The organism is Candidatus Neomarinimicrobiota bacterium (assembly GCA_041154365.1).
Taxonomy (GTDB): domain Bacteria; phylum Fidelibacterota; class Fidelibacteria; order Fidelibacterales; family Fidelibacteraceae; genus Fidelibacter; species Fidelibacter multiformis.
Map to the genome: position 1 here is coordinate 2,176,707 of AP035449.1, position 19,330 is coordinate 2,196,036.

The 19,330-nt window shown below is 49.0% G+C and carries 14 protein-coding genes, 1 tRNA gene and 1 pseudogene; 1 reads left to right on the plus strand and 15 read right to left on the minus strand.

Features of this window, described 5'->3' with window-relative positions; translation table 11 throughout:
- Positions 1–395: 395 nt before the first annotated feature.
- The 7 genes and pseudogenes from cysC (strainIA91_RS09315) to cysQ form a co-directional block, all read right to left on the minus strand.
- Positions 396–1,340 (minus strand): adenylyl-sulfate kinase, encoded by a 945-nt coding sequence (cysC, locus tag strainIA91_RS09315; protein ID WP_400168255.1) that lies wholly within the window; start codon positions 1,338–1,340, stop codon positions 396–398.
- 45 nt (positions 1,341–1,385) lie between these two features.
- A pseudogene (locus strainIA91_RS09320) lies at positions 1,386–2,648 on the minus strand (sulfate adenylyltransferase subunit 1); the annotation flags it as partial.
- 89 nt (positions 2,649–2,737) lie between these two features.
- On the minus strand, positions 2,738–3,115 hold the full coding sequence (locus strainIA91_RS09325; protein ID WP_400166509.1) for a four helix bundle protein: 378 nt from the start codon (positions 3,113–3,115) through the stop codon (positions 2,738–2,740).
- A gap of 258 nt (positions 3,116–3,373) precedes the next feature.
- Positions 3,374–4,519, minus strand: a complete 1,146-nt coding sequence (gene cysD, locus strainIA91_RS09330; protein ID WP_400166510.1) for a sulfate adenylyltransferase subunit CysD — start codon at positions 4,517–4,519, stop codon at positions 3,374–3,376.
- Positions 4,520–4,730: 211 nt separating this feature from the next.
- On the minus strand, positions 4,731–5,324 hold the full coding sequence (gene cysC, locus strainIA91_RS09335; RefSeq protein WP_400166511.1) for an adenylyl-sulfate kinase: 594 nt from the start codon (positions 5,322–5,324) through the stop codon (positions 4,731–4,733).
- A gap of 90 nt (positions 5,325–5,414) precedes the next feature.
- Positions 5,415–5,579 (minus strand): DUF1902 domain-containing protein, encoded by a 165-nt coding sequence (locus tag strainIA91_RS09340; protein ID WP_400166512.1) that lies wholly within the window; start codon positions 5,577–5,579, stop codon positions 5,415–5,417.
- Between the two features lie 238 nt (positions 5,580–5,817).
- Positions 5,818–6,624, minus strand: coding sequence for a 3'(2'),5'-bisphosphate nucleotidase CysQ (gene cysQ, locus strainIA91_RS09345; protein ID WP_400168256.1), 807 nt, complete (start codon positions 6,622–6,624; stop codon positions 5,818–5,820).
- A gap of 771 nt (positions 6,625–7,395) precedes the next feature.
- On the opposite strand from cysQ, the gene strainIA91_RS09350 reads away from it, so the two are divergent.
- Positions 7,396–8,643 carry an ATP-binding protein gene (locus strainIA91_RS09350; protein ID WP_400166513.1) on the plus strand — a complete coding sequence of 416 codons (1,248 nt, stop codon included), beginning with the start codon at positions 7,396–7,398 and terminating at the stop codon, positions 8,641–8,643.
- Between the two features lie 343 nt (positions 8,644–8,986).
- On the opposite strand, the gene strainIA91_RS09355 is transcribed toward strainIA91_RS09350, so the two are convergent.
- The 8 genes from strainIA91_RS09355 to trhA form a co-directional block, all read right to left on the minus strand.
- A complete protein-coding gene (locus strainIA91_RS09355) occupies positions 8,987–9,262 on the minus strand; it encodes a hypothetical protein (RefSeq protein ID WP_400166514.1) in 276 nt (91 codons plus the stop codon).
- Positions 9,219–9,575 (minus strand): hypothetical protein, encoded by a 357-nt coding sequence (locus tag strainIA91_RS09360; RefSeq protein ID WP_400166515.1) that lies wholly within the window; start codon positions 9,573–9,575, stop codon positions 9,219–9,221. The genes strainIA91_RS09355 and strainIA91_RS09360 overlap by 44 nt, the downstream gene beginning before the upstream one ends.
- A 401-nt stretch (positions 9,576–9,976) precedes the next feature.
- Positions 9,977–10,049, minus strand: a tRNA-Phe gene (locus strainIA91_RS09365).
- 1,162 nt (positions 10,050–11,211) lie between these two features.
- Complete coding sequence (locus strainIA91_RS09370; RefSeq protein WP_400166516.1) at positions 11,212–12,123, minus strand: class I SAM-dependent methyltransferase; 912 nt, start codon at positions 12,121–12,123, stop codon at positions 11,212–11,214.
- Positions 12,120–13,949, minus strand: a complete 1,830-nt coding sequence (locus strainIA91_RS09375; protein WP_400166517.1) for a PQQ-binding-like beta-propeller repeat protein — start codon at positions 13,947–13,949, stop codon at positions 12,120–12,122. The genes strainIA91_RS09370 and strainIA91_RS09375 overlap by 4 nt, the downstream gene beginning before the upstream one ends.
- A gap of 57 nt (positions 13,950–14,006) precedes the next feature.
- On the minus strand, positions 14,007–17,402 hold the full coding sequence (locus strainIA91_RS09380) for a family 10 glycosylhydrolase (protein WP_400166518.1): 3,396 nt from the start codon (positions 17,400–17,402) through the stop codon (positions 14,007–14,009).
- 131 nt (positions 17,403–17,533) lie between these two features.
- Positions 17,534–18,412 carry a YitT family protein gene (locus tag strainIA91_RS09385; protein ID WP_400166519.1) on the minus strand — a complete coding sequence of 293 codons (879 nt, stop codon included), beginning with the start codon at positions 18,410–18,412 and terminating at the stop codon, positions 17,534–17,536.
- A gap of 127 nt (positions 18,413–18,539) precedes the next feature.
- Positions 18,540–19,193 (minus strand): PAQR family membrane homeostasis protein TrhA, encoded by a 654-nt coding sequence (trhA, locus tag strainIA91_RS09390; protein ID WP_400166520.1) that lies wholly within the window; start codon positions 19,191–19,193, stop codon positions 18,540–18,542.
- Between the last annotated feature and the right edge of the window lie 137 nt (positions 19,194–19,330).

Sequence of the window (19,330 nt, forward strand, 5' to 3'; positions counted from 1 at the left end):
TGTTCCTAACTTAACTATTCTCCATTTCCAAGTGAATCAAAACATCCGATCTATGGCTTATATCGCTTACGAACTCCATTACATTCAAAACTCCGATTTCAAAAAAATTCTTGTAACAACCGATGAAATTTCCAAAATCCTTCGCGGCCTCATCAAATCCCTATAGCCAAAAAAGTAACCACCATTAAGTTCTCTTTACCCCCTCGCCCCTCTCCTGTGAAATACGCTCCGCTTATTTCACAGGGCTCGCTACTCCCTCGATACTCGAACCTCGCTACTTGCGGCTTCGCCGCCTTACACACCCCTAAATCCCCTCTCAAGAGGGGACTTTTTTGCCCTCATCGTCCATTGACGCACCCAACCAATCTCGTCCCTCGCTACTTCCTCGCTACCCGCTACTCGAACCTCGCTACTATCTTCTTCACCGCCTTATCTAACTTCTCGATCACATTCGTGAAGCGAAAATCCGGCCTTTCCGGTTCGTCATAGCTCGTGTCTACTCCAGGAAGATTTTTGACTAACCCCTTCTCCGCTTTTTCATACAATTTGCTCCGGTCCTGGTGTTTGCAAGTGTCCAGATCGGCTTCGGTGTAGATTTCCAGGAAGCGGTCTTTGCCGATGATTTCGGCGACCTGGCGGCGGATCATGCGCCGGGGGGAGATGAAGGCGGCGATGACGATGATGTTGTGGTCGTTGAGAATCCGGGCGGTTTCAGCTACGCGGCGCAGATGCTCGGCACGGTCCGCCGGGGTGAAATCCAGCTCCCGGGAGAGCCCGGACCGGACGGACAAGCCATCCAAAACTACTACGGTCTTTCCCCGGTCAAACAGCTCCCGCTCCAGACGGTATGCCAGTTCCACCTTCCCCGAGCCATGGAGTCCCGTGATCCAGAGGGTCCTGCCCCGCTGTCCCATGACAGATACGCGCTCGTCCAGACTCACCTCCCGGCGCTCTTCACGACTTTTCCGCTCCCCGTTGGGAATGATAGTTGTCCCCGGCTCATCCGCCGCAATCCGATCGATGATCATGCCGACAGCACTAGTGTTGTGGGTGATGGGATCGATGAGGATAAATGCCCCGGTCTGGCGGTTTTTTTCGTAGGGGTCGTAGTAGAGGGGACGGGAAGTGGTGATGACGACGCGGCCGATGTTGTTTAGTTTAAAGGTTGCGGGTTGCGGGTTGCGAGGGCTCGCTGTGCTCGCTGTTGCGGGTTGCGGGTTACTCGCTGCGCTCGTTGTTGCGGGTTGCTCGCTGCGCTCGCTGTTGTGGGTTGTGGGTTGGGGGTTGCCGGGGTGAACGTCCCAACCCGGAACCCGAGACCCGGAACCTGCATCCTGCATCCCGGAACCCGAGACCCGGAACCCGGAACCCGGAACCACTGTTTCAATTTTTCTTAACGTGTTGACATCAACCAAGTAGCGGATGTCGTCAATTCTTGCTTTGGTGGAATGGGTGGTGTGTTTGATGATGAAGGAGGTGGTGGGATCCATGGGGGTTTCGTCCATCCAGATGAGCATGGCTTCGAAACGGCGGTCTGTGCGGGGGAGGTTGTTGGGGTGGACCAGCATGTCGCCGCGGGAGATGTCGATTTCATCCTTTAGCGTGATGGTGATGGATTGGGGGGGAAAGGCGTATTGGGGTTGCGGGGGCTCGCTGCGCTCGCTGTTGTGGGTTGCGGGTTGTGGGTTGCCAGGTTTAACGTCCAAACTCGGAACCTGCATCCCGGAACCCGAGACCCGGAACTCGGAACCTGCATCCCAAGACCCGGAACCCGGAACCCGGAACCCGGAACGATTATCATAATTATCTGCCGTAATAATCGATTCCACGATGCTCGTCTTCCGGCTCGGAAGCACCATGACGGTGTCTCCTACCCGGATAACGCCGGAGGCGACGGTGCCGGTGTAGCCCCGGAAGTCGTGGTGAGGACGGTTGACGTACTGGACCGGGAAACGCATGTCCACAAAGTTCCGGTCGCTGACGATCTGAATATCCTCCAGATAGGTCAATAAAGGTGGACCACTGTACCAGGGAGTACGAGTACTTCTATCGACCACATTGTCCCCCTTGAGGGCGGAGAGGGGTATAAAATGAACGTCAGGAATATTAAGACGGGTGATAAATTGTTTGTAATCCTTGACGATATTCTGAAAAATTTCCTGGGAAAAATCCACCAGATCCATCTTGTTCACGGCCAGGACGATGTGTTTGATCCCCAGCAGACTCACAATAAAGGTATGGCGTTTGGTCTGGGTGAGGACGCCCTGGGTGGCATCGATGAGGATAATCGCCAGATTGGCCGTGGATGCCCCTGTGGCCATGTTCCGGGTGTACTGTTCGTGTCCGGGTGTGTCGGCAATGATGAATTTCCGCTTGTTGGTGGAAAAATAGCGGTATGCCACATCAATGGTAATCCCCTGCTCCCGCTCAGCCTTGAGTCCGTCCAGCAACAACGCGTAATCAATCTCCTCTCCCGCGTGTCCCACCCGCTTACTGTCCCGCTCTAGAGACGACAAATGATCTTCATACAACAGCTTACTGTCGTACAATAACCGGCCGATGAGGGTTGACTTACCATCATCTACACTTCCGGCGGTTAGGAGGCGGAGGAGGTCTTTATCTTCGTCTTGTTGTAAGAATGCCTCAATGTTGAGGGGTTGCGGGTTGCGAGTTGCTCGCTGCGCTCGCTGTTGCGGGTTGTGGGTTGTGGGTTGAGTTGTTTTGTTTTGTTTTTTTGTCATTTTGTTGGGGGTCTCTTTTTTTGTATAGGCCTTGTTCTTAAATATTTGATCAGGTTTAAAATTTTCTTCCGGATACGATCACAATCATTTTGTAATGCTTGTGTTTCAGCATATCCTAAATCCTCAACAAGAATCAATTGTGTATTTAATTCTGCAATGGATCCAAGTGCAATATATAAAAATTGTATGGTTTCTTTATCTGTATGTCGCGCTGATCCTTCTGCAATATTGGATGGGATAGAAATGGCAGATCGCTGCATTTGACTGACCAGGGAATATTTCTGTGTATCAGGCAGTTGATTAGATGTCTTGTAAACAGTCCTTACCAATGCCATGCTTTCTTTCCATATGTCTAGATCTTTGTATGTTCCCATGTTTGCTCGCTGCGCTCGCTGTTGCGGGTTGTGGGTTGCGGGTTGCTCGCTGCGCTCGCCGTTGCGGGTTGCGGGTTGCTCGCTGCGCTCGCCGTTGTGGGTTGTGGGTTGCCGTGATGAACATCTCAACCCGGAACCCGCATCCCAGAACCCGGAACTCGAAACCTGCGTCCCTGAACTCCTCATCAGCTCATAATCTGAATCAATAATGGCCCCCCGAACGTCCCAACCCGGAACCCGTATCCCGGAACCCGGAACTTAAAAGTATCCCTCTCGCTTTTTCTGCTCCATACTCCCGTCCTGATCAAAATCAATCACCCGTGTGGTTCGTTCGGATTTGGTGGTAAGCATCATTTCTTCGACGATTTTTTCCAGGGTGTCGGCGTTGGATTCGACGGCGCCGGTGAGGGGCCAGCAGCCCAGGGTGCGGAAGCGGACCATTTTGGTTTCGATTTTGTCCTTGTATTCGTCGGGCAGGCGGTCGTCATCAGGCATGATGAGGGTGTTGTGCAGGCGGATAACAGGGCGTTCTTTGGCGTAATAAAGAGGGACGATGGGGATGTTTTCCAGGCGGATGTATTGCCAGATATCCAGCTCGGTCCAGTTGCTTAAGGGAAAGACACGGATGCTTTCGCCTTTGTTGATTCTGGCGTTGTAGATGTTCCAGAGTTCGGGACGCTGGTTCTTGGGATCCCACTGGTGGAACTGATCCCGGAAGGAAAAAATCCGTTCTTTCGCCCGGGATTTCTCTTCATCCCGCCGGGCACCGCCAAAGGCCGCGTCAAACCCGTATTTGTTGAGTCCTGCCAGCAAAGCCTGGGTCTTCATGATATCCGTGTGGACCTTGCTGCCGTGGGTAAAAGGACCGATTCCTTTTTCAAAACCTTCCTTGTTGTAGTGGACAATGAGATTCCACCCCTTCTCCTTCGCATATTTGTCCCGAAACTCCGTCATTTCCCGGAATTTCCATTTGGAGTCGATATGCATAAGTGGAAAGGGCACCTTGCCGGGATAGAAGGCTTTTTCCGCCAGCCGGACCATCACGGAGGAATCTTTTCCGATGGAATAGAGCATCACCGGATTTTCAAACTCCGCCGCCACCTCACGGATGATGTGGATGGATTCGGCCTCGAGCTCTTGGAGATGGGTTAGTTTGTAGGATTCGATTTGATTGTTGTGGGTTGCGGGTTGCGAGGGGCTCGCGTTGCTCGCTGTTGCGTGTTGCTCACTGCGTTCGCTGTTGCGAGTTGCTCGCTGCGCTCGCTGTTGCGGGTTGCTCACTGCGTTCGCTGTTGCGGGTTGCGAGGGGCTCGCGTTGCTCGCTGTTGCGGGTTGCTCACTGCGTTCGCTGTTGCGAGTTGCGAGTTGCGGGTTGGGGGTTGATTTGTTTTGTTTTTTTGTCATTTTGATGGGAGTCTCTTTTTTGGTATAGGCCTGGTTCTTAAATATTTGATCAGGTTTAAAATTGTGTGTTTAAGGGCTCGCTGCGCTCGCTGTTGCGGGTTGAGGGTTGTGGGTTGCCGGGGTGAACATCCCAACCCGGAACACGGAACTAACAACCCGGAACCCGTAACCCGGAACCCGAGACCTGCATCCCGGAACCCGGAACTTTTCTTCACTGTCTTAATAAAGGTACGACGGACTTAAAAATCCTCTCCACTGTCTTTTCAATTTCCGGCTCAGCATTTTCCACACTGAGAAAAGGATTTTCGGGGGCTTCGAAGGGAGAGGTGATGCCGGTAAAGTCTTTGATTTCGCCGGCACGGGCTTTTTTATAGAGTCCTTTGGGGTCGCGTTTTTCGCAGATTTCCAAAGGCGTATTGACAAAGATTTCCAGAAAATCATCTTCGCCGATAATCTCTTTGGCCATTTGCCGCATGTGTTTTGTCGGACTGATAAATGAACAGATGACGATGATTCCGCAGTTCAGGAAAAGTCTGGCGACTTCGGCAATGCGGCGGATATTTTCGACACGGTCTTCTTCTGAAAATCCAAGGTTGTTGTTTATCCCGGATCGGACATTGTCCCCATCCAGAATCTGGCAGAAAAAACCGGCATCAAAGAGTTTCTCTTCCAGCAGACTGGCCAGGGTTGTCTTGCCCGAGCCGGACATGCCGGTAAACCAGATCACTTTCGCGTGCTGGTTTAGAATCCGCTCTTTGAATTGGCGGGATTTGATTTTGTCGAAAACGGTGTGAATATTATTCATAGGAATGAAAAATTATGAATGATGAATGATGAATTGAATTAAGAATTATGAATTTGGTTAAGTGGGTTAATTGATGTTATAAGCGTAACACTATTTATTTTGTGCTTCCATTAATTTTTTTGCCACATCCCGGGCAATTTCTAATGTTTCAAGAACCGTACGTCCCTGCGCGACCAATCCTTGTATATCATCGGATGTTGCCAGAAACACGCCTTCTGGCAACTTTTTAATTTTAATATTTATAATTCTTTCCATGTATCACCTTCTTTTCAAATCATCCGTATAATAATAAGAATTCTAACCACCAAATAATATGCTGCATTGAATGAAGAATTATGAATGATGAATGATGAATTGAATTAGTTAATGATGAATTGGGTTGTGTAGATCAATTGACGCACTCAAACAAGATCAGCCGCGAAGCGGCGCCAACTTCTAGCTTCTAACTTCCAGCTTCCAATCCCCTCGTCACGCGTTACTCCCCAGTCCCCAGTCACCAGTTCCCAGTCACTACAAAATACGGATTCAGCAATTCCCGCTTATTATACCTCAGCTCCTCGTGGCTGTCCACACGCACGACCCTCTTTCCTGCCGCACTGGCAATAGCGTGGCCGGCGGCGGTGTCCCATTCCATGGTGGGACCGAAACGGGGATATTCATGGGCGGCGTTTTCGGCGACAAGGCAGATTTTCAGTGAGCTGCCTTTGGCGATAATATTCACCGTACCGTGTTCTTTTCGCCGGGCAGCCATATATTCTTCCGTGTCTTTGTTCATGTGAGACCGGCTGCCCACAAGGGTGTAGGTTTCGGGGAGTGTTTCGGATGGGAGTGATTGTCCCTGCGATTTCAGCGTCTCAAAAGTCACCGTTTCATCCATCCCCTCCCCTTTCCAGGCGCCTTCGCCCACCATGCCGGCATAGAGGGTTTTAGTCACCGGGACATAGATTACACCGGCAATGGGTTTATGGTCTTCAATCAGTGCGATATTGACCGTGAACTCCCCATTCCGTTTAATAAACTCCTTCGTCCCGTCCAAGGGATCCACCAGCCAGAACCGGTGCCAGTTTTTCCGGTCTTCCCAGGGAATATCCTTCCCCTCTTCACTAAGGATGGGGAGTCCGGTTGATTGCAGTATCTCCACAATCACCTGATGGGCAGCTTTATCGGCAATGGTCAGGGGGGAATTATCGGCTTTTTTCTCTATCGAAAAATCGGCGGTGGGATCTTGATAGATCTTCAGGATTTCGCGGCCGGCCAGGATAGTGGCGGAGAGAGCGCTATTTAATGATGAGTTATGAATGATGAATGATGAATTGAATGAAGAATTATGAATTTGGTTGAGTGGGTTCATTGACGCACCCAAACAAGCCTAGCCGCGAAGCGGCGCTAGCTTCCAACTTCTAACTTCCAGCTTCCAATCCCCTCGTTACGCGTTACTCCTCAATTCCCAGTCCCCAGTCACTAGCCTTCCTCGTCCCTCGAACCTCGTTACTCGTCCCTGCGGCTTCGCCGCAGGGCGCGGCTCCGCCACAAACAGTCCCAATATGCAGGGCGTTTATAGGTATGAAATATATACATTTTGAGGTGATTCAGAAATTGAATTTTTATTGAATGTGACATTTCTCACATTTAAGGTGCGACGGACAAGCAGAATAATTCTTCTTTTCTGCTTGATTGTTAAACACAGCAATAAGTATATTCAATTAAACCGAATAAAGGCAATGTCGATAGAATGAATAAATCTAAGGATCTGATGGTTGTGGTTTATTATGTTGTAAGCATATTTACAATATAGTTCTGAGTTCTGAGTTCTGTCGGAGCAAAGCAGATTAGAGAAAATTCTCGTTACTCGGACCTCGCACCTCGATCCTCGCTACTCGCTACTTATACCAGCAGTCGCTGCAGGATTCTTAAACATTTAAAAAAACCTCTACGCGATGCTTTCTAACCAAATAGGCGTAATTTATGGAATGAATTTACAATAATTGGCGTAATATTTGGAATACACGTCCATAATTCTTGATTTTTTTTGTATATTTCTACAGGATTATACAAAACTGGGAATGCTACCATGAAAAACAGAAAAATTGCTCAAAAACTGAAAGAAAGTTATCAATCAAAAACAGGGCGTATTCTTATCCTGACAGGTGCTCGTCAAACCGGGAAAACAACGCTTGCCAGACATTTATATCCCGGTTATGAGTATCTTTCCATTGAAGATCCGGTTATGAGGACCGAGTATTCCACGCTTACCGCATCTCAATGGAAATCGTTGTATCCCCAGGCTATCCTGGATGAGGTGCAGAAAGAACCCCGATTGATTGAAAGTGTGAAATCGGTTTATGATCAATGGCCGGAACCTCGTTATATTCTCTTAGGTTCCAGTCAGTTACTCCTCTTACAAAAAGTCAAAGAAAGCCTGGCAGGACGTTGTGTCATTTTTGAAATTTATCCCTTAACCCTGCCGGAATTAAGAACCGGTAACTGGGATGAACCGGTGAACGAATCTCTTTTTCAGCAGATCCTGACGGGGACAGAAAATGATGTTTTTCTCCCATCATTCCGGTTGGATAAACAGATGGTTAATAAAGAGAAGGCATGGGATCATCTGTTGACATTTGGTGCTTATCCGGCCGTCTCCGATGAATTGATAACTCCCCGGGAAAAGTATGAATGGCTGGACAATTATGTGAAAACGTATCTGGAACGGGATATTCGGGATCTTGCCACTTTTCGGGATTTGGAACCTTTTGTCAAATGTCAACGGTATATGGCACAAAATACAGGCAGACTCCTGAATGCTTCGGGAGTTGCGGGGCAATTGGGACTCTCCGTGAAAACGGTCCAACGGTATATCCGGTATTTTGAATTAAGTTATCAATCTGTTATTCTCCCCGGATGGTCAAAAAATCCCAACAAGCGACTGACCCGGATGGAAAAATTTCATTTTCTGGATCATGGCATTTTGCAGACGATCCTCCGGAAGAAAGGGGGTATCACAGGAGAAGAATTTGAAAGCATTGTTGTTTCAGAAATAGTCAAGCAAATATCAACTGTTTCCATGAACATCCCACTGTATCATTTACGGACTTATGACGGGAAAGAGGTTGATTTGATTCTGGAACTTCCGGATTCCTATCTGGCCTTTGAAATTAAAAAATCAGAAAAAATCACCCCTCGTGAAACCAAAAACCTGATCGGTCTGGAACACATTTTAGACAAACCTTTGAAACATGCCTATATTTTATCCAATGATCACAAAACACATCAAATTCAAAAAAATATAACCGCTGTGAATGTAAACATGTTTCTCGGATAATTCCCGCGGAGTTGAGTGTGTTAAATGATGTTCTGAATATTATCCGGCCTGGAACTATATTTTATTTAAGTTTAAGCTGGGAAAGAACGTAAGGTACGAGCACGGTTACTGAGCGGAGACGAAATATGCTCGTGCCAGATCTCTGCCAAAAATTTAACCGTCAATTGACACACGCACCCCACTCGTTACTCGTTACGCGTCACGCGTCACTTCCTTAAACACCCCTAAATCCCCTCTCAAAGAGGAAACTTTCGACTTTTGACTTTTGACTTTTGACTTTTGACTTTCGACTTTCGACTTTCGACTTTCGGCTAAATCATTTATTTTTCAAACACAACTTATTTCACAAGCACCTTTTTCGGATTGATGTATTGTCTTTGTATTCAATCTGATACATGTACACGCCAGACGGTGCAAGGTGATTGTTTTGATCATATTCATTCCAATACACAACCTTATAACCGGCTTGTTCATACGAATTTTCCAGGGTTATGATATGATCATCCAGGATATTATCTATGGAAATATTATCAAAACCATCTTCCGGAAGGTCGTATTGTATCGTGGTTGAACTGTTAAACGGATTCGGTAGTAATAAACTGGGAGATATCGTTTTCACGGGCTTCATGATAGATATCGTAAATCTCTTTATAGCCTGTCGGACCGGAGGTTCTTCCGGGAATCACCACAAAGTGGTTTTCCAGTAATTTCTGTTTTTGTGATTCGGTGAACGTGAAATCACTGAAATTTGTAACATTGCTGAAATCTGATTCGACGACATATTGTGGCGCATTGGGTTCAATGTCAACAAGATAGGGGATATATGTACCGAACTCCGTTTCAATCTCCCCTGCAATGTCTGCCAGCATCGTTGTCTGAACAAAAGATATATTAAATGCACTCAAAATGACTAACAGGAGTTTTACCTTCATTTTTACCTCTTCTTATAAACACAATATAATTGCTTATTTTATTTTAGTGTGAATTATTTCCATATTCAAGGATATATTTTTATAACAAATATTTTTATTGTAATAAAGAGGAAGAGGGGAAGGATAGAAGAGTAAATAGGAATGACCCCGGACTTCAGTCCGGGGGAATGAGAGAGAGAAAAAGCCCCGAACTTCAGTCCGGGGGAATGAGAGGGAGAAAAAGCCCCGGACTTCAGTCCGGGGTGTGAGTAGCGAGGGAGACGCTATGACGCGTGACAAGGAGGTGTGTGCATCTATTAACCCCTCCAACCAAATTCAGTAATTATTTAATTCAATTCTTCATTCATAATTCTTCATTCATAATTAAAAAAGCCCCACATCTCTGCAGGGCTTTTTTCACGTGGCTCCGGCCGGAATCGAACCAGCGACACAGGGATTTTCAGTCCCCTGCTCTACCGACTGAGCTACAGAGCCACTCGCGTGAAATCATCCTCAAAAAGCGTGGCAATTTAGAGAAGTCTTGCCTTATCAGTCAAGAAGTTTCTAAGATAAAAAGTCGTTAGTCGTTAGTTGACGGTCGACAGTCGGCAGTCGAAAGTCGAAAGTCGAAAGTCGAAAAGTCGATTGACTAGATTGAATAGAATGATTTGATTGATTTGATTGATTTGATTGATTTGATTTAGATTTTTTTTCTTAAATGAACTGGGATATAAGAGAGATGGGATATATGATTTCGTTTAGGTGACACCCCCCACCCCGGGGGTAAGATACACCGATATGCGACACAATGCAAGATAATATTGTTAATCATATATGTGTTATTTCGAATTATTTAATGGATAAAATACAGCCCTCATTTAAACTTTGCGACAGACCAAGATATCAGCTTATGGAAGATAATGAATTTGAAAGCTGCGCAGCAGCGTTTAATAATTCAAGCGGCACTTTGTGCCGTTCAATGGCTTCGCTGCGCTCAGCATTCCAGCACTGCTTCGCAGTGTTCAAAAAAGAAGTCCAAGTCACCTGTTGAAATCTGCAAAGCCGGGATTGAAGATCGAATGAAGTGAGATCCTTGAACGATGCGCAGCAGCGTTTGAACACCGAACATTGTGAGGTGCTTGAACACCACGAAGTGGTGCTTGAATGCCGCGTAGCGGCGTTTAATAATTCAAGCGGCACTTTGTGCCGTTCAATGGCTTCGCTGCGCTCAGCATTCCAGCACTGCTTCGCAGTGTTCAAAAAAGAAGTCCAAGTCACCTGTTGAAATCTGCAAAGCCGGGATTGAAGATCGAATGAAGTGAGATCCTTGAACGATGCGCAGCAGCGTTTGAAAGCCGCGTAGCGGCTCTTGAATACAGAACAAAGTGAGGTGCTTGAAACCCACTTGTCACTCGTCACGCGTTACGCGTCACTTTTTCAGTCGGTAGTTGGCAGTCGACAGTCGAAAGTCGGCAGTCGAAAGTCGAAAGTCGAAAGTCGAAAGTCAAAAAGTCGATTGACTAGATTGAATTGATTGATTTGATTGAAACCCCAGGAGCGCAGCGACACCAACTTCAAACAGGCCCGGTTACCAGTCCCCAATGAACGCACAAAAACAGACTCAAAACTCAAAACTCTCACTCTCTACTCTCCACTCTCAACTCTCAACTCTCCCAAAATATGTAATTGACGAACATTTTTCCGGCTGAAAGAGGGATTTTAACCAGGAGATTTTTCCCACAGTCAGTCCCCGGATGGGTGAATTGTGCTTGTGGATTTTTTCGCTGAGGAGGGAGACGTAAAAACTATCCAAAGGCATGCGTTTTTGGGATGTGATCCGAAGTTTGTGGGATGCCATGAGCTGTTTCATGGCTTCCGGCGTAAAATGATACAGGTGTCTCGGCGGATCCCAGGCAGCCCAGTGTTTGCCGTAATACCGGGCATCGTAACTCAGGTAATTCGGCACAGCTACGACCAGTATCCCCGAAGGTTTCAACAGGCGCTTGATTTGCTCCAGGGTGCCATGTAGATCGTGAATATGCTCCAGAACATGCCACAGGGTAATCACATCAAAGGTGTTTTCTGTAAGCGACTTCAAATCCTCCTGAGGGAATAGTGTAAGTCCGAAATGATCCTTAGCCCGTTTCCGGGCACTTTCATCCGGCTCCACACCGCATACATCCCATCCTGCCTTTTGCATCGTATGCAGAAAGTGTCCCGTCGCTGCGCCGATATCCAGGAGTTTCCCTTTTTTTAACCCGCTTGCTTTTTCAATCCGGCGCCGTTTGGAACGGAGCGTTTCTTTCCGGGCCAGGCGATAGAGCCGGTTGATGAGTCCTTTTTTGGTATCGGTGTGCGAAATGTAGGCTTCGGACTGATAATAGGCCGGGAGTTCATCCTCCCGGGGGAAGGGCTGGATAAAACGGCCGGTACAACGTGGACACTCCATGAGTGTGAACCAGTTTTGGGTCACCAGCCAGTCCTGAACCCGCATGACATCAAAACTTTCGGGATTCCCACAGAGGGGACATTCGATTTGGGTGAGGGGTTGGGGGGGTGTCCGGGTCATTTCACAATCACTCTGGCAACTTTGCCATCCATGGTGGTCACGACCAGATCGTCGTCAGTCCGGGGAAAGACAGGATTCACCAAAGCCGTACTGAGACGGTGTTTCCAGAGGATTTTTCCCGTCAGGGGATCCATGGCATGTACCTCTCCCCGCTGGGTGGGATAAAAAAGCACACCGTCTTTTTCAACCGGCGGCGCCATGCCGATATCATAGCCGAATCCACCAAAGGTTTTCCACAGGGTGACCGGTTCCCTGGCCGTGGCATCCATGCACACCACCGAATCCTGCATGGTCCGGGCATAGACCCGGGTTTTGTCTTCCGAGATCCCGATACTTTCCCGCACCATATGCTCAGCGGTCCGCCAGATGACTTCCCCGGTTTTTTCATCCAGAGCCGTCATCACCCGGTCCGGTGCCACAATAAAGACCACTCCGTTGGAAACAACCGGCTGGCATACGGCAGGCGAATAGAGAACGCCGGCCATGGGACCTGCCCATTTCCAGTCCAGCCTGCCTGTAAAACGGTCCAGAGCATACAGATGGCGGTCCCAGGCGCCGACAATCACATGCTCCCGGGTAACCGCCGGTGTGGCTTCAATATATTGTTCCACCCTGTCGCAGGTCCAGTTTACCGTCCCCTCTGAAATATTGATGCAACGAATTTTCCCGTCACTGCCACCGATATAGGCATTCCCATCCCTGACAGCGGCAGAGGAGACAAAGGGCATATCCCCTTTTACTTTCCACAAGGATTTACCTTTTCTCAGGTGGATACCATACACGCAGGAGTCGGCAGATGCCACAATTACCACGCTGCCTTCAATGACAGGTGTCCCCAAAACAGGCCCGTTCGTATGGAAACGCCACAACTCCTTCCCATTCCGCCGTTTCAGTGCCACCACATCCCCGTTATTGAGTCCAACAATCACCCGGGAGTAGGTAACCGCCGGTCCGCCGGCAATGAGGGAGTGCAATTCAGTCATCCACAGTGGTTCCACCTGGGGATATTTTTCATTGACGGAATAATCTGCCGGTTCTATGGGTTCATAATCGCTTTTTCGTTCATCCCGGAGTGCCATGGAATGCCAGGGTGCTTTCAATTCACCACCGGTGACCTTTTCCTGTACGATGAGGGAATCCTCTGTGAGGGTGACAATGTTGTATCCTCCCGCATCATTCCGTGCCAGGGTAGACCTGCCCAGGATTCCCGGAATGCCACCGTAATTTGCCACGGCATTGTGATGATGATGCCCATGGAGGATGGCCTGGACATTTCGGGTCCGGAGGATTTTCAGGATGTCCCGGTAATTCCGGACTGATTTATCTATGGGATAGTGGGTGATCACGATGATTTTTTCATCTTCCGGGGCAGCTTTGATCTGTTCCCGGAGCCATTGCACATCTTTAGGGGCCACAAAACCATCCCCCATACGGAGGAGGGGACCCTGGTGAAATCCTATAAAGCGGACGTCATCGATTTTCTTGTTGAAGCGGTCGTATCCGAAGACCCGGAGATATTCCTCTCCTCCGCTGTAGGTCCACTTGTATTCGTGGTTACCGGGAATCGCCAGGTAGTTGAGATTCAGACTGTCCAGGAGTTCTTTCGCCCGGGCAATGTGGCCTGGAAAATCATAATCGGTCAGATCGCCGGAAATGATGACAAAATCCAGGTCGGCCCGGCTGTTGATATCGCGGACCGCCCGGGCAAGATCCCGTTGTCCGGATTCCCCGCTGGTATGTGTGTCCGACATCCAGGCAAAGCGGAGGGTATCTCCGGCAAAGATACATGTTGTGATGAGAATCAGTAACAGAAGAATACGTTTCATAACTCTTCTCCGGTCTTTTTATGAAGTTTTCCTTTCCTTTACAGCAAAAAATCCTCCCTATTTAATCAGAATCATCCGTTTAACATCCGACACATCCCCTGCCTGGAAGTAAAGAAAGTAGAGTCCGGAAGCATAGCGAGAGCCGTCAAATATCACCTCATGGATGCCGGGAAACTGAATTCCATTTACCAGTTCGGTGACGAGGGCTCCCCGGATATCATACACCGCCAGGCGGATATGCTGTTGTTCGGGCACATCAAAGCGGATGGTGGTCACGGGGTTAAAGGGATTGGGATAATTCCCATGGAGGGCAAATTCCCGGGGGATGCCGGGATCTTTCACGGCGGTGACAGGCGTCACCGTAAGAACAAACTCCGTGGTATCGGTCAGTTCGCCTACACCCATATCCCGGACCATGATGCGGATATTGGCTTGTCCGGTAAAGGTTTCGCTGGTCCGGATGTAGATCCGTTCTCCCGAGGTATGTCCCATAATCCGGAACCACACATCGGCTGTATCAGATTCACACACAAAACGGTGGGTATCGCCCGGGTTGGGATCCTCAAAAAAGACAAAAAGGCGCAGACTTTTGCCCTGTTCCACGGATGTATCGGGAATGCTCTCGATCACCGGCGGCTGATTAGGCGGTGCCTGTCCGGGTGTTTTTTTCACCAGGCGGAAATCATCCAGCCAGATTATACCCGATTCGGCACTGTTATCGGTCCGGATCATCTGAAAACTTTCCAGGCGGTAGGATGAGCCATCCATGGTACCATTCGACGCTCCGGGCCAACTGCCGATGTGTGCAGGATCGCCCAGATCCCACTCCAGCAATTTCCAGCCGATCCAGTTGATGGTATCCCACCTGGATACTTCCGCAATGGCATCCCCCCCGGTTTCATACAGGGAAAAACGAAACAAATTCATACTACTGTCCCCGTACACAAAAGACTGGAGCGTCCAGGAAGTATCGATGGGGATCTGGGTTGGCGGACTGGATGCAATGTGGTTCCGTAGAAACCAGCCTTCCGTGGATTCCATATCCCACTGGTAGATCAGCCGTCCCGATCGCCTATTCTCTGCTTCATAAGCCGAACCGGGGAGATAATTATCTTCGGAGGATTTGTTAAAGGAGGATCCGGTGGGTAAAACACCTGCGGTTGACCCTGAAAACGTGGGGTCTTTCCAGTCCCCTTCTCCCATAAAATCATCCAGTATTTTCAGATCATGATAGTAATAATCTTTTGTGTGACAGGTAAGGGTAATGGGTTCATTGATGGCATTTCCCATGGTATCTGAAACGCCGGGACTCAAAGTCACCGTGACGGGGGCGTTGGAGACCAGGCGGGAATAGGGTCTGACACTGAGGACCGATCCCTCTTTCCAGGGTGTTAAAACCGCATCTTTTGAGATGTGGATGCCGTCTGTTGTAACGGCAATCCGTTCCGGGCTTACACTGGCAGGATCCAGTTCTTCGTTAAAGTAGAAAGCCACCGGTTCCGTTAAATCGATGTGGGGAACGGTGCCGGCGGGATGTGTACTGATGAGAACAGGCGGTGTATCATCCCGCAGGTCTGTCCGGAAACTGATTTCCCAGGCATCACCGCCGGTCAGGTCTCCGTTGCCGTCCAGGGGCATACCGGCGGCATCGGTGATATCCCCCGGGAGTGTGAGGGTATATTCCACATCATTTTCCAGATTGGATGTGAATGAGAGGGTTACATTCCGGCCGCCGGAGAGCCAGTTTGGGCGGTCCCACCTGAAATTCATGGCCGGTGGTTCCGGCACAATCGTAATTTTTTCCTCAAAAACCGCCGGATCCATCCGTTTGGAAAACCCAAATTCAATGGTCGTATTGATAGAAACCGTATCCCCGTCTGCCACGGAACAAGATTCCACGATGGGTGGATAGGAGATAATGGAATCGGTAAAAGCGATTTCGGAGACCGGTGAGGGATTCCAATAGCGGTTATAGGCAATGCCGTAATACCCGTATTTCCCTGAAAACAACTGGGTTCCGTCAAACGATTCCTGAATGGTGAACGGTGTCGGGGCATAGGTCATCCCTACAATGTCATCCACATCGGGATTTGGCGTACCGGATTCGGTGCGGTAAATCACAAGCCAGTATGGATCGGTAATACTTTCGGGAAGATCCATGGAAACGGCATAGCTCATGTCGTCATGCTTGGTCAGGATGACCAGGGGCATATATTCCGGGGCTTCCGTTGAGATAAAGGTAAGGGGTTTCATGCGGGTTTTCCGGCTAAAAAAGGTTTCGCCTGCTTCTTCCCAGTAGAGCATATCCTGCCAGCTTCCATAGCTGAAAAACTGAAACCCGTCCACCCAGTCCAGCTGCCGGCAGGCTTCCACGATACGGGGGTGATTATCCCAGGCAGACCCAAAATTATAGCTTCCCGGCCCTACAGAATAAAAGCGTCCTGCGGCAATTCCCGGCTGGATTTCCGGTTCCCAGTCTGTTGTTAAAGCCGTGATAAATCCATCGGCAGTTGTCCAGTGATAGTGCATGGGAGTCAGTTGATCCACCCAGCCTTCATTGAACCATTTTGCCGCATCCTGGTACACAGAATAGTAACCGGACCACTTTTTATAGCGCCCCAGGGCGGCGGCACTGACCCGGACCCAGGGTTTCACCTTCTGCACCGAATCATGGACCATTTCGACAAACTGATCCACACTGTGGCGCCAGTAACTTTCCCAGGAAGCATAGGGAATACCGGGAAGGCTGTCCGGTACACCGGCGCTGTAAGGGTGTTCAACATCATACAGATAGCGGGATCCTTTGGTCATTCCCTCGATGATTTCCGGTGAAAACTGGCCGTCAAAGGGTTCTTCTCCCCCCAAACTCACGGTTTTGCTGCTATATTCATTCCATCGGATATAATCATAATGCATACCGTCAATATCGTAGCGGTTGACAATATCCATCACCACATCCCGGGTATATTCCCGGACGGCTTCGAGTCCCGGTGAAAGAGCGTAATTCTCCGTCATGGGATTACCGTCTGCATCCCTACAGACCCATTCCGGATGCTCCGCCACCGGGGTACCGGGACGGTCGCTGTTGGTTTTGAATACATTAAACCAGGCATGGAGTTCAATGCCCCGCTTGTGGGCTTCCTGGATGGCATATTCCAGAGGATCATACCCCGGATCTTTGTAGCCCAGGTAGGAGCCCCAGGGTTCGTACGGTGAATTATAGTAGGATGTGCCCGCCTGGCGGACCTGCCAGAGGACTGCATTCATATTGGCTTTTTTGTGATTGTCCAGAATTTCCCGGGTTCTGGCCTTCAGTTGTTCCGTGCTCAGGTTGCCGCTGTAGGCATTCCAGGTAATGACCCATGTTGCCCGGAACTCCTCATTCACCGGGTCCTGGGCAAAGAGCAGGGTTAAAGGCAGCAGGAATATAAAAATTCGTGAAAAATGATGCATCGTTGCATTCTCCTCTTATCTCGTTCGGTTTAGTTTCTAAATAACATTTAAAAATAACATAAAAAAGGGTAAAGAGCACGGATGAATCAGGTGAATCGGTTAAAAGGGATGTTTTTCCACGAAATCAGTGATTACTCATTCAAAATGGTTCTGTCTCTGAATCCTTCGCCCTGGAGAATCGCCACATTTGAAATAATCATAAAGGCATTGGGGTCGATTTGCCGGACAATGCGCCGGATTTCTTCCACCTGCCGGGTAGCCACCACGGTGTAGAGGGTTCTTCGTTCCTTATCCGTATACATGCCATGGGAATCGAGTCCCGTCACCCCCCGGTGGACCTCCTGCATGATGCGCCGGGCGATATCAGTCCAGGCATCGCTGATAATCATGATGGCCTTTTCGGACATGAGTCCTTCCACCATCACATCCACAACTTTTGAGCTGATGGCCAGAGAGATCAGACAGAAGAGGACCAGTTCCACATCCTGAAAAATCAGTCCGGTCAGGATGATAATGCCTGTATCCACGATCATGAAAGACCAGCCCAGGCTGATATGGGTAAATTTATTGATCATGCGGGCGACAATATCGCTGCCGCCGGTCGTTCCCCGGCCCCGGAAGATAATCCCCAGGCCCACCCCCAATATGAGTCCGCCATAGACGGTGGCCAGCAGTTTATTGTCTGTCAGGGCGCCCCAGCCCAGTCCTTTATCAATCAAATCGGAAAAGGCGGAGGATGCCACAATGCCTGTCACGGTTTTTAAACCAAACTTTTTCCCGAAAAAATAGAGGCCCATCAGAAAGAGGGGAATATTGGTCACCAGCATAGTCAGGCCGGCCGGAATATGAAACGTATGATAGAGGATGGTTGCAATTCCCGAAACGCCTCCGGCATTGACCTTATTGGGGATAAGGAAGAGCATAAAAGCCACGGCCATGAGTAAAGATCCCACAAGGATCATCACATAGTCCTGGATGCTCTTACGTAAAATCAATTCTTTTTCCGTCATAAAATCACCTCCCTCTGCCTGCATTTCAAAGACGCGTAATTTATTGAATATTTACGGCGAGTCAAACAGAAGCCGGATGAAAATCCGTTTTATGAGGGGGGATGTAAAAGGTGTAGGTTGGGAAAGGTCAGGATGTCAGATAAAGGACCGAGAAAAAATGGAAAAGGGTCCCGGCCATGACGAACAGGTGCCAGATGGGATGAGTCCAGGCGACACGTTTCATGCGATAGAAAATAAAGCCCACAGAGTAGAGGATTCCTCCGATGATCAGGTAAACCAGGCTTTTATGGGGAAGGAGGCGAAAAAGGTTGGGACCGGCAATCAGGATAATCCATCCCATGGCCAGGTAGATCCAGGTGGATGCCGTATGGTATTTATCCAGGTAGATGGCTTTCAGGACCACGCCCAAAATGGCAATTCCCCAAACCAGTCCGAAAATCACCCATCCCCAGGGCCCCCGGAGGACCGTCAGGGTATAGGGGGTATAGGTCCCGGCGATGAGGACGAAAATAGTGGCATGATCCAGGCGGGCGAAGACGTTTCGGGCACCGGCCCAGGGCAGACTGTGGTAGAGGGTGGACATAAGGTAAAGCAAGACCATACTGACGCCGAAGATCGTATAGCTGGTCACATGCCAGGCTGTCCCTTCCCGGACTGCTTTCACAATCAGAATCACCAGTGCAGCAATGCTTAACAGGACACCGATACCGTGGGTAATGGCGTTGGCAATCTCTTCGGGGATGGAATAATCCATAAGGAATTTGCGGGTGGATTGTTTCATGAAGATCCTTCTTTTTTTAACGGCTTGAATTTAGGGGATTGAGGGGAGAATAGAAATGAAATCTGAGTACTTTTTTCTCCATCACCCCGACACCATAAATGGTGTCTCCCGTCACACGCAGGCATCACTTGGAAAAA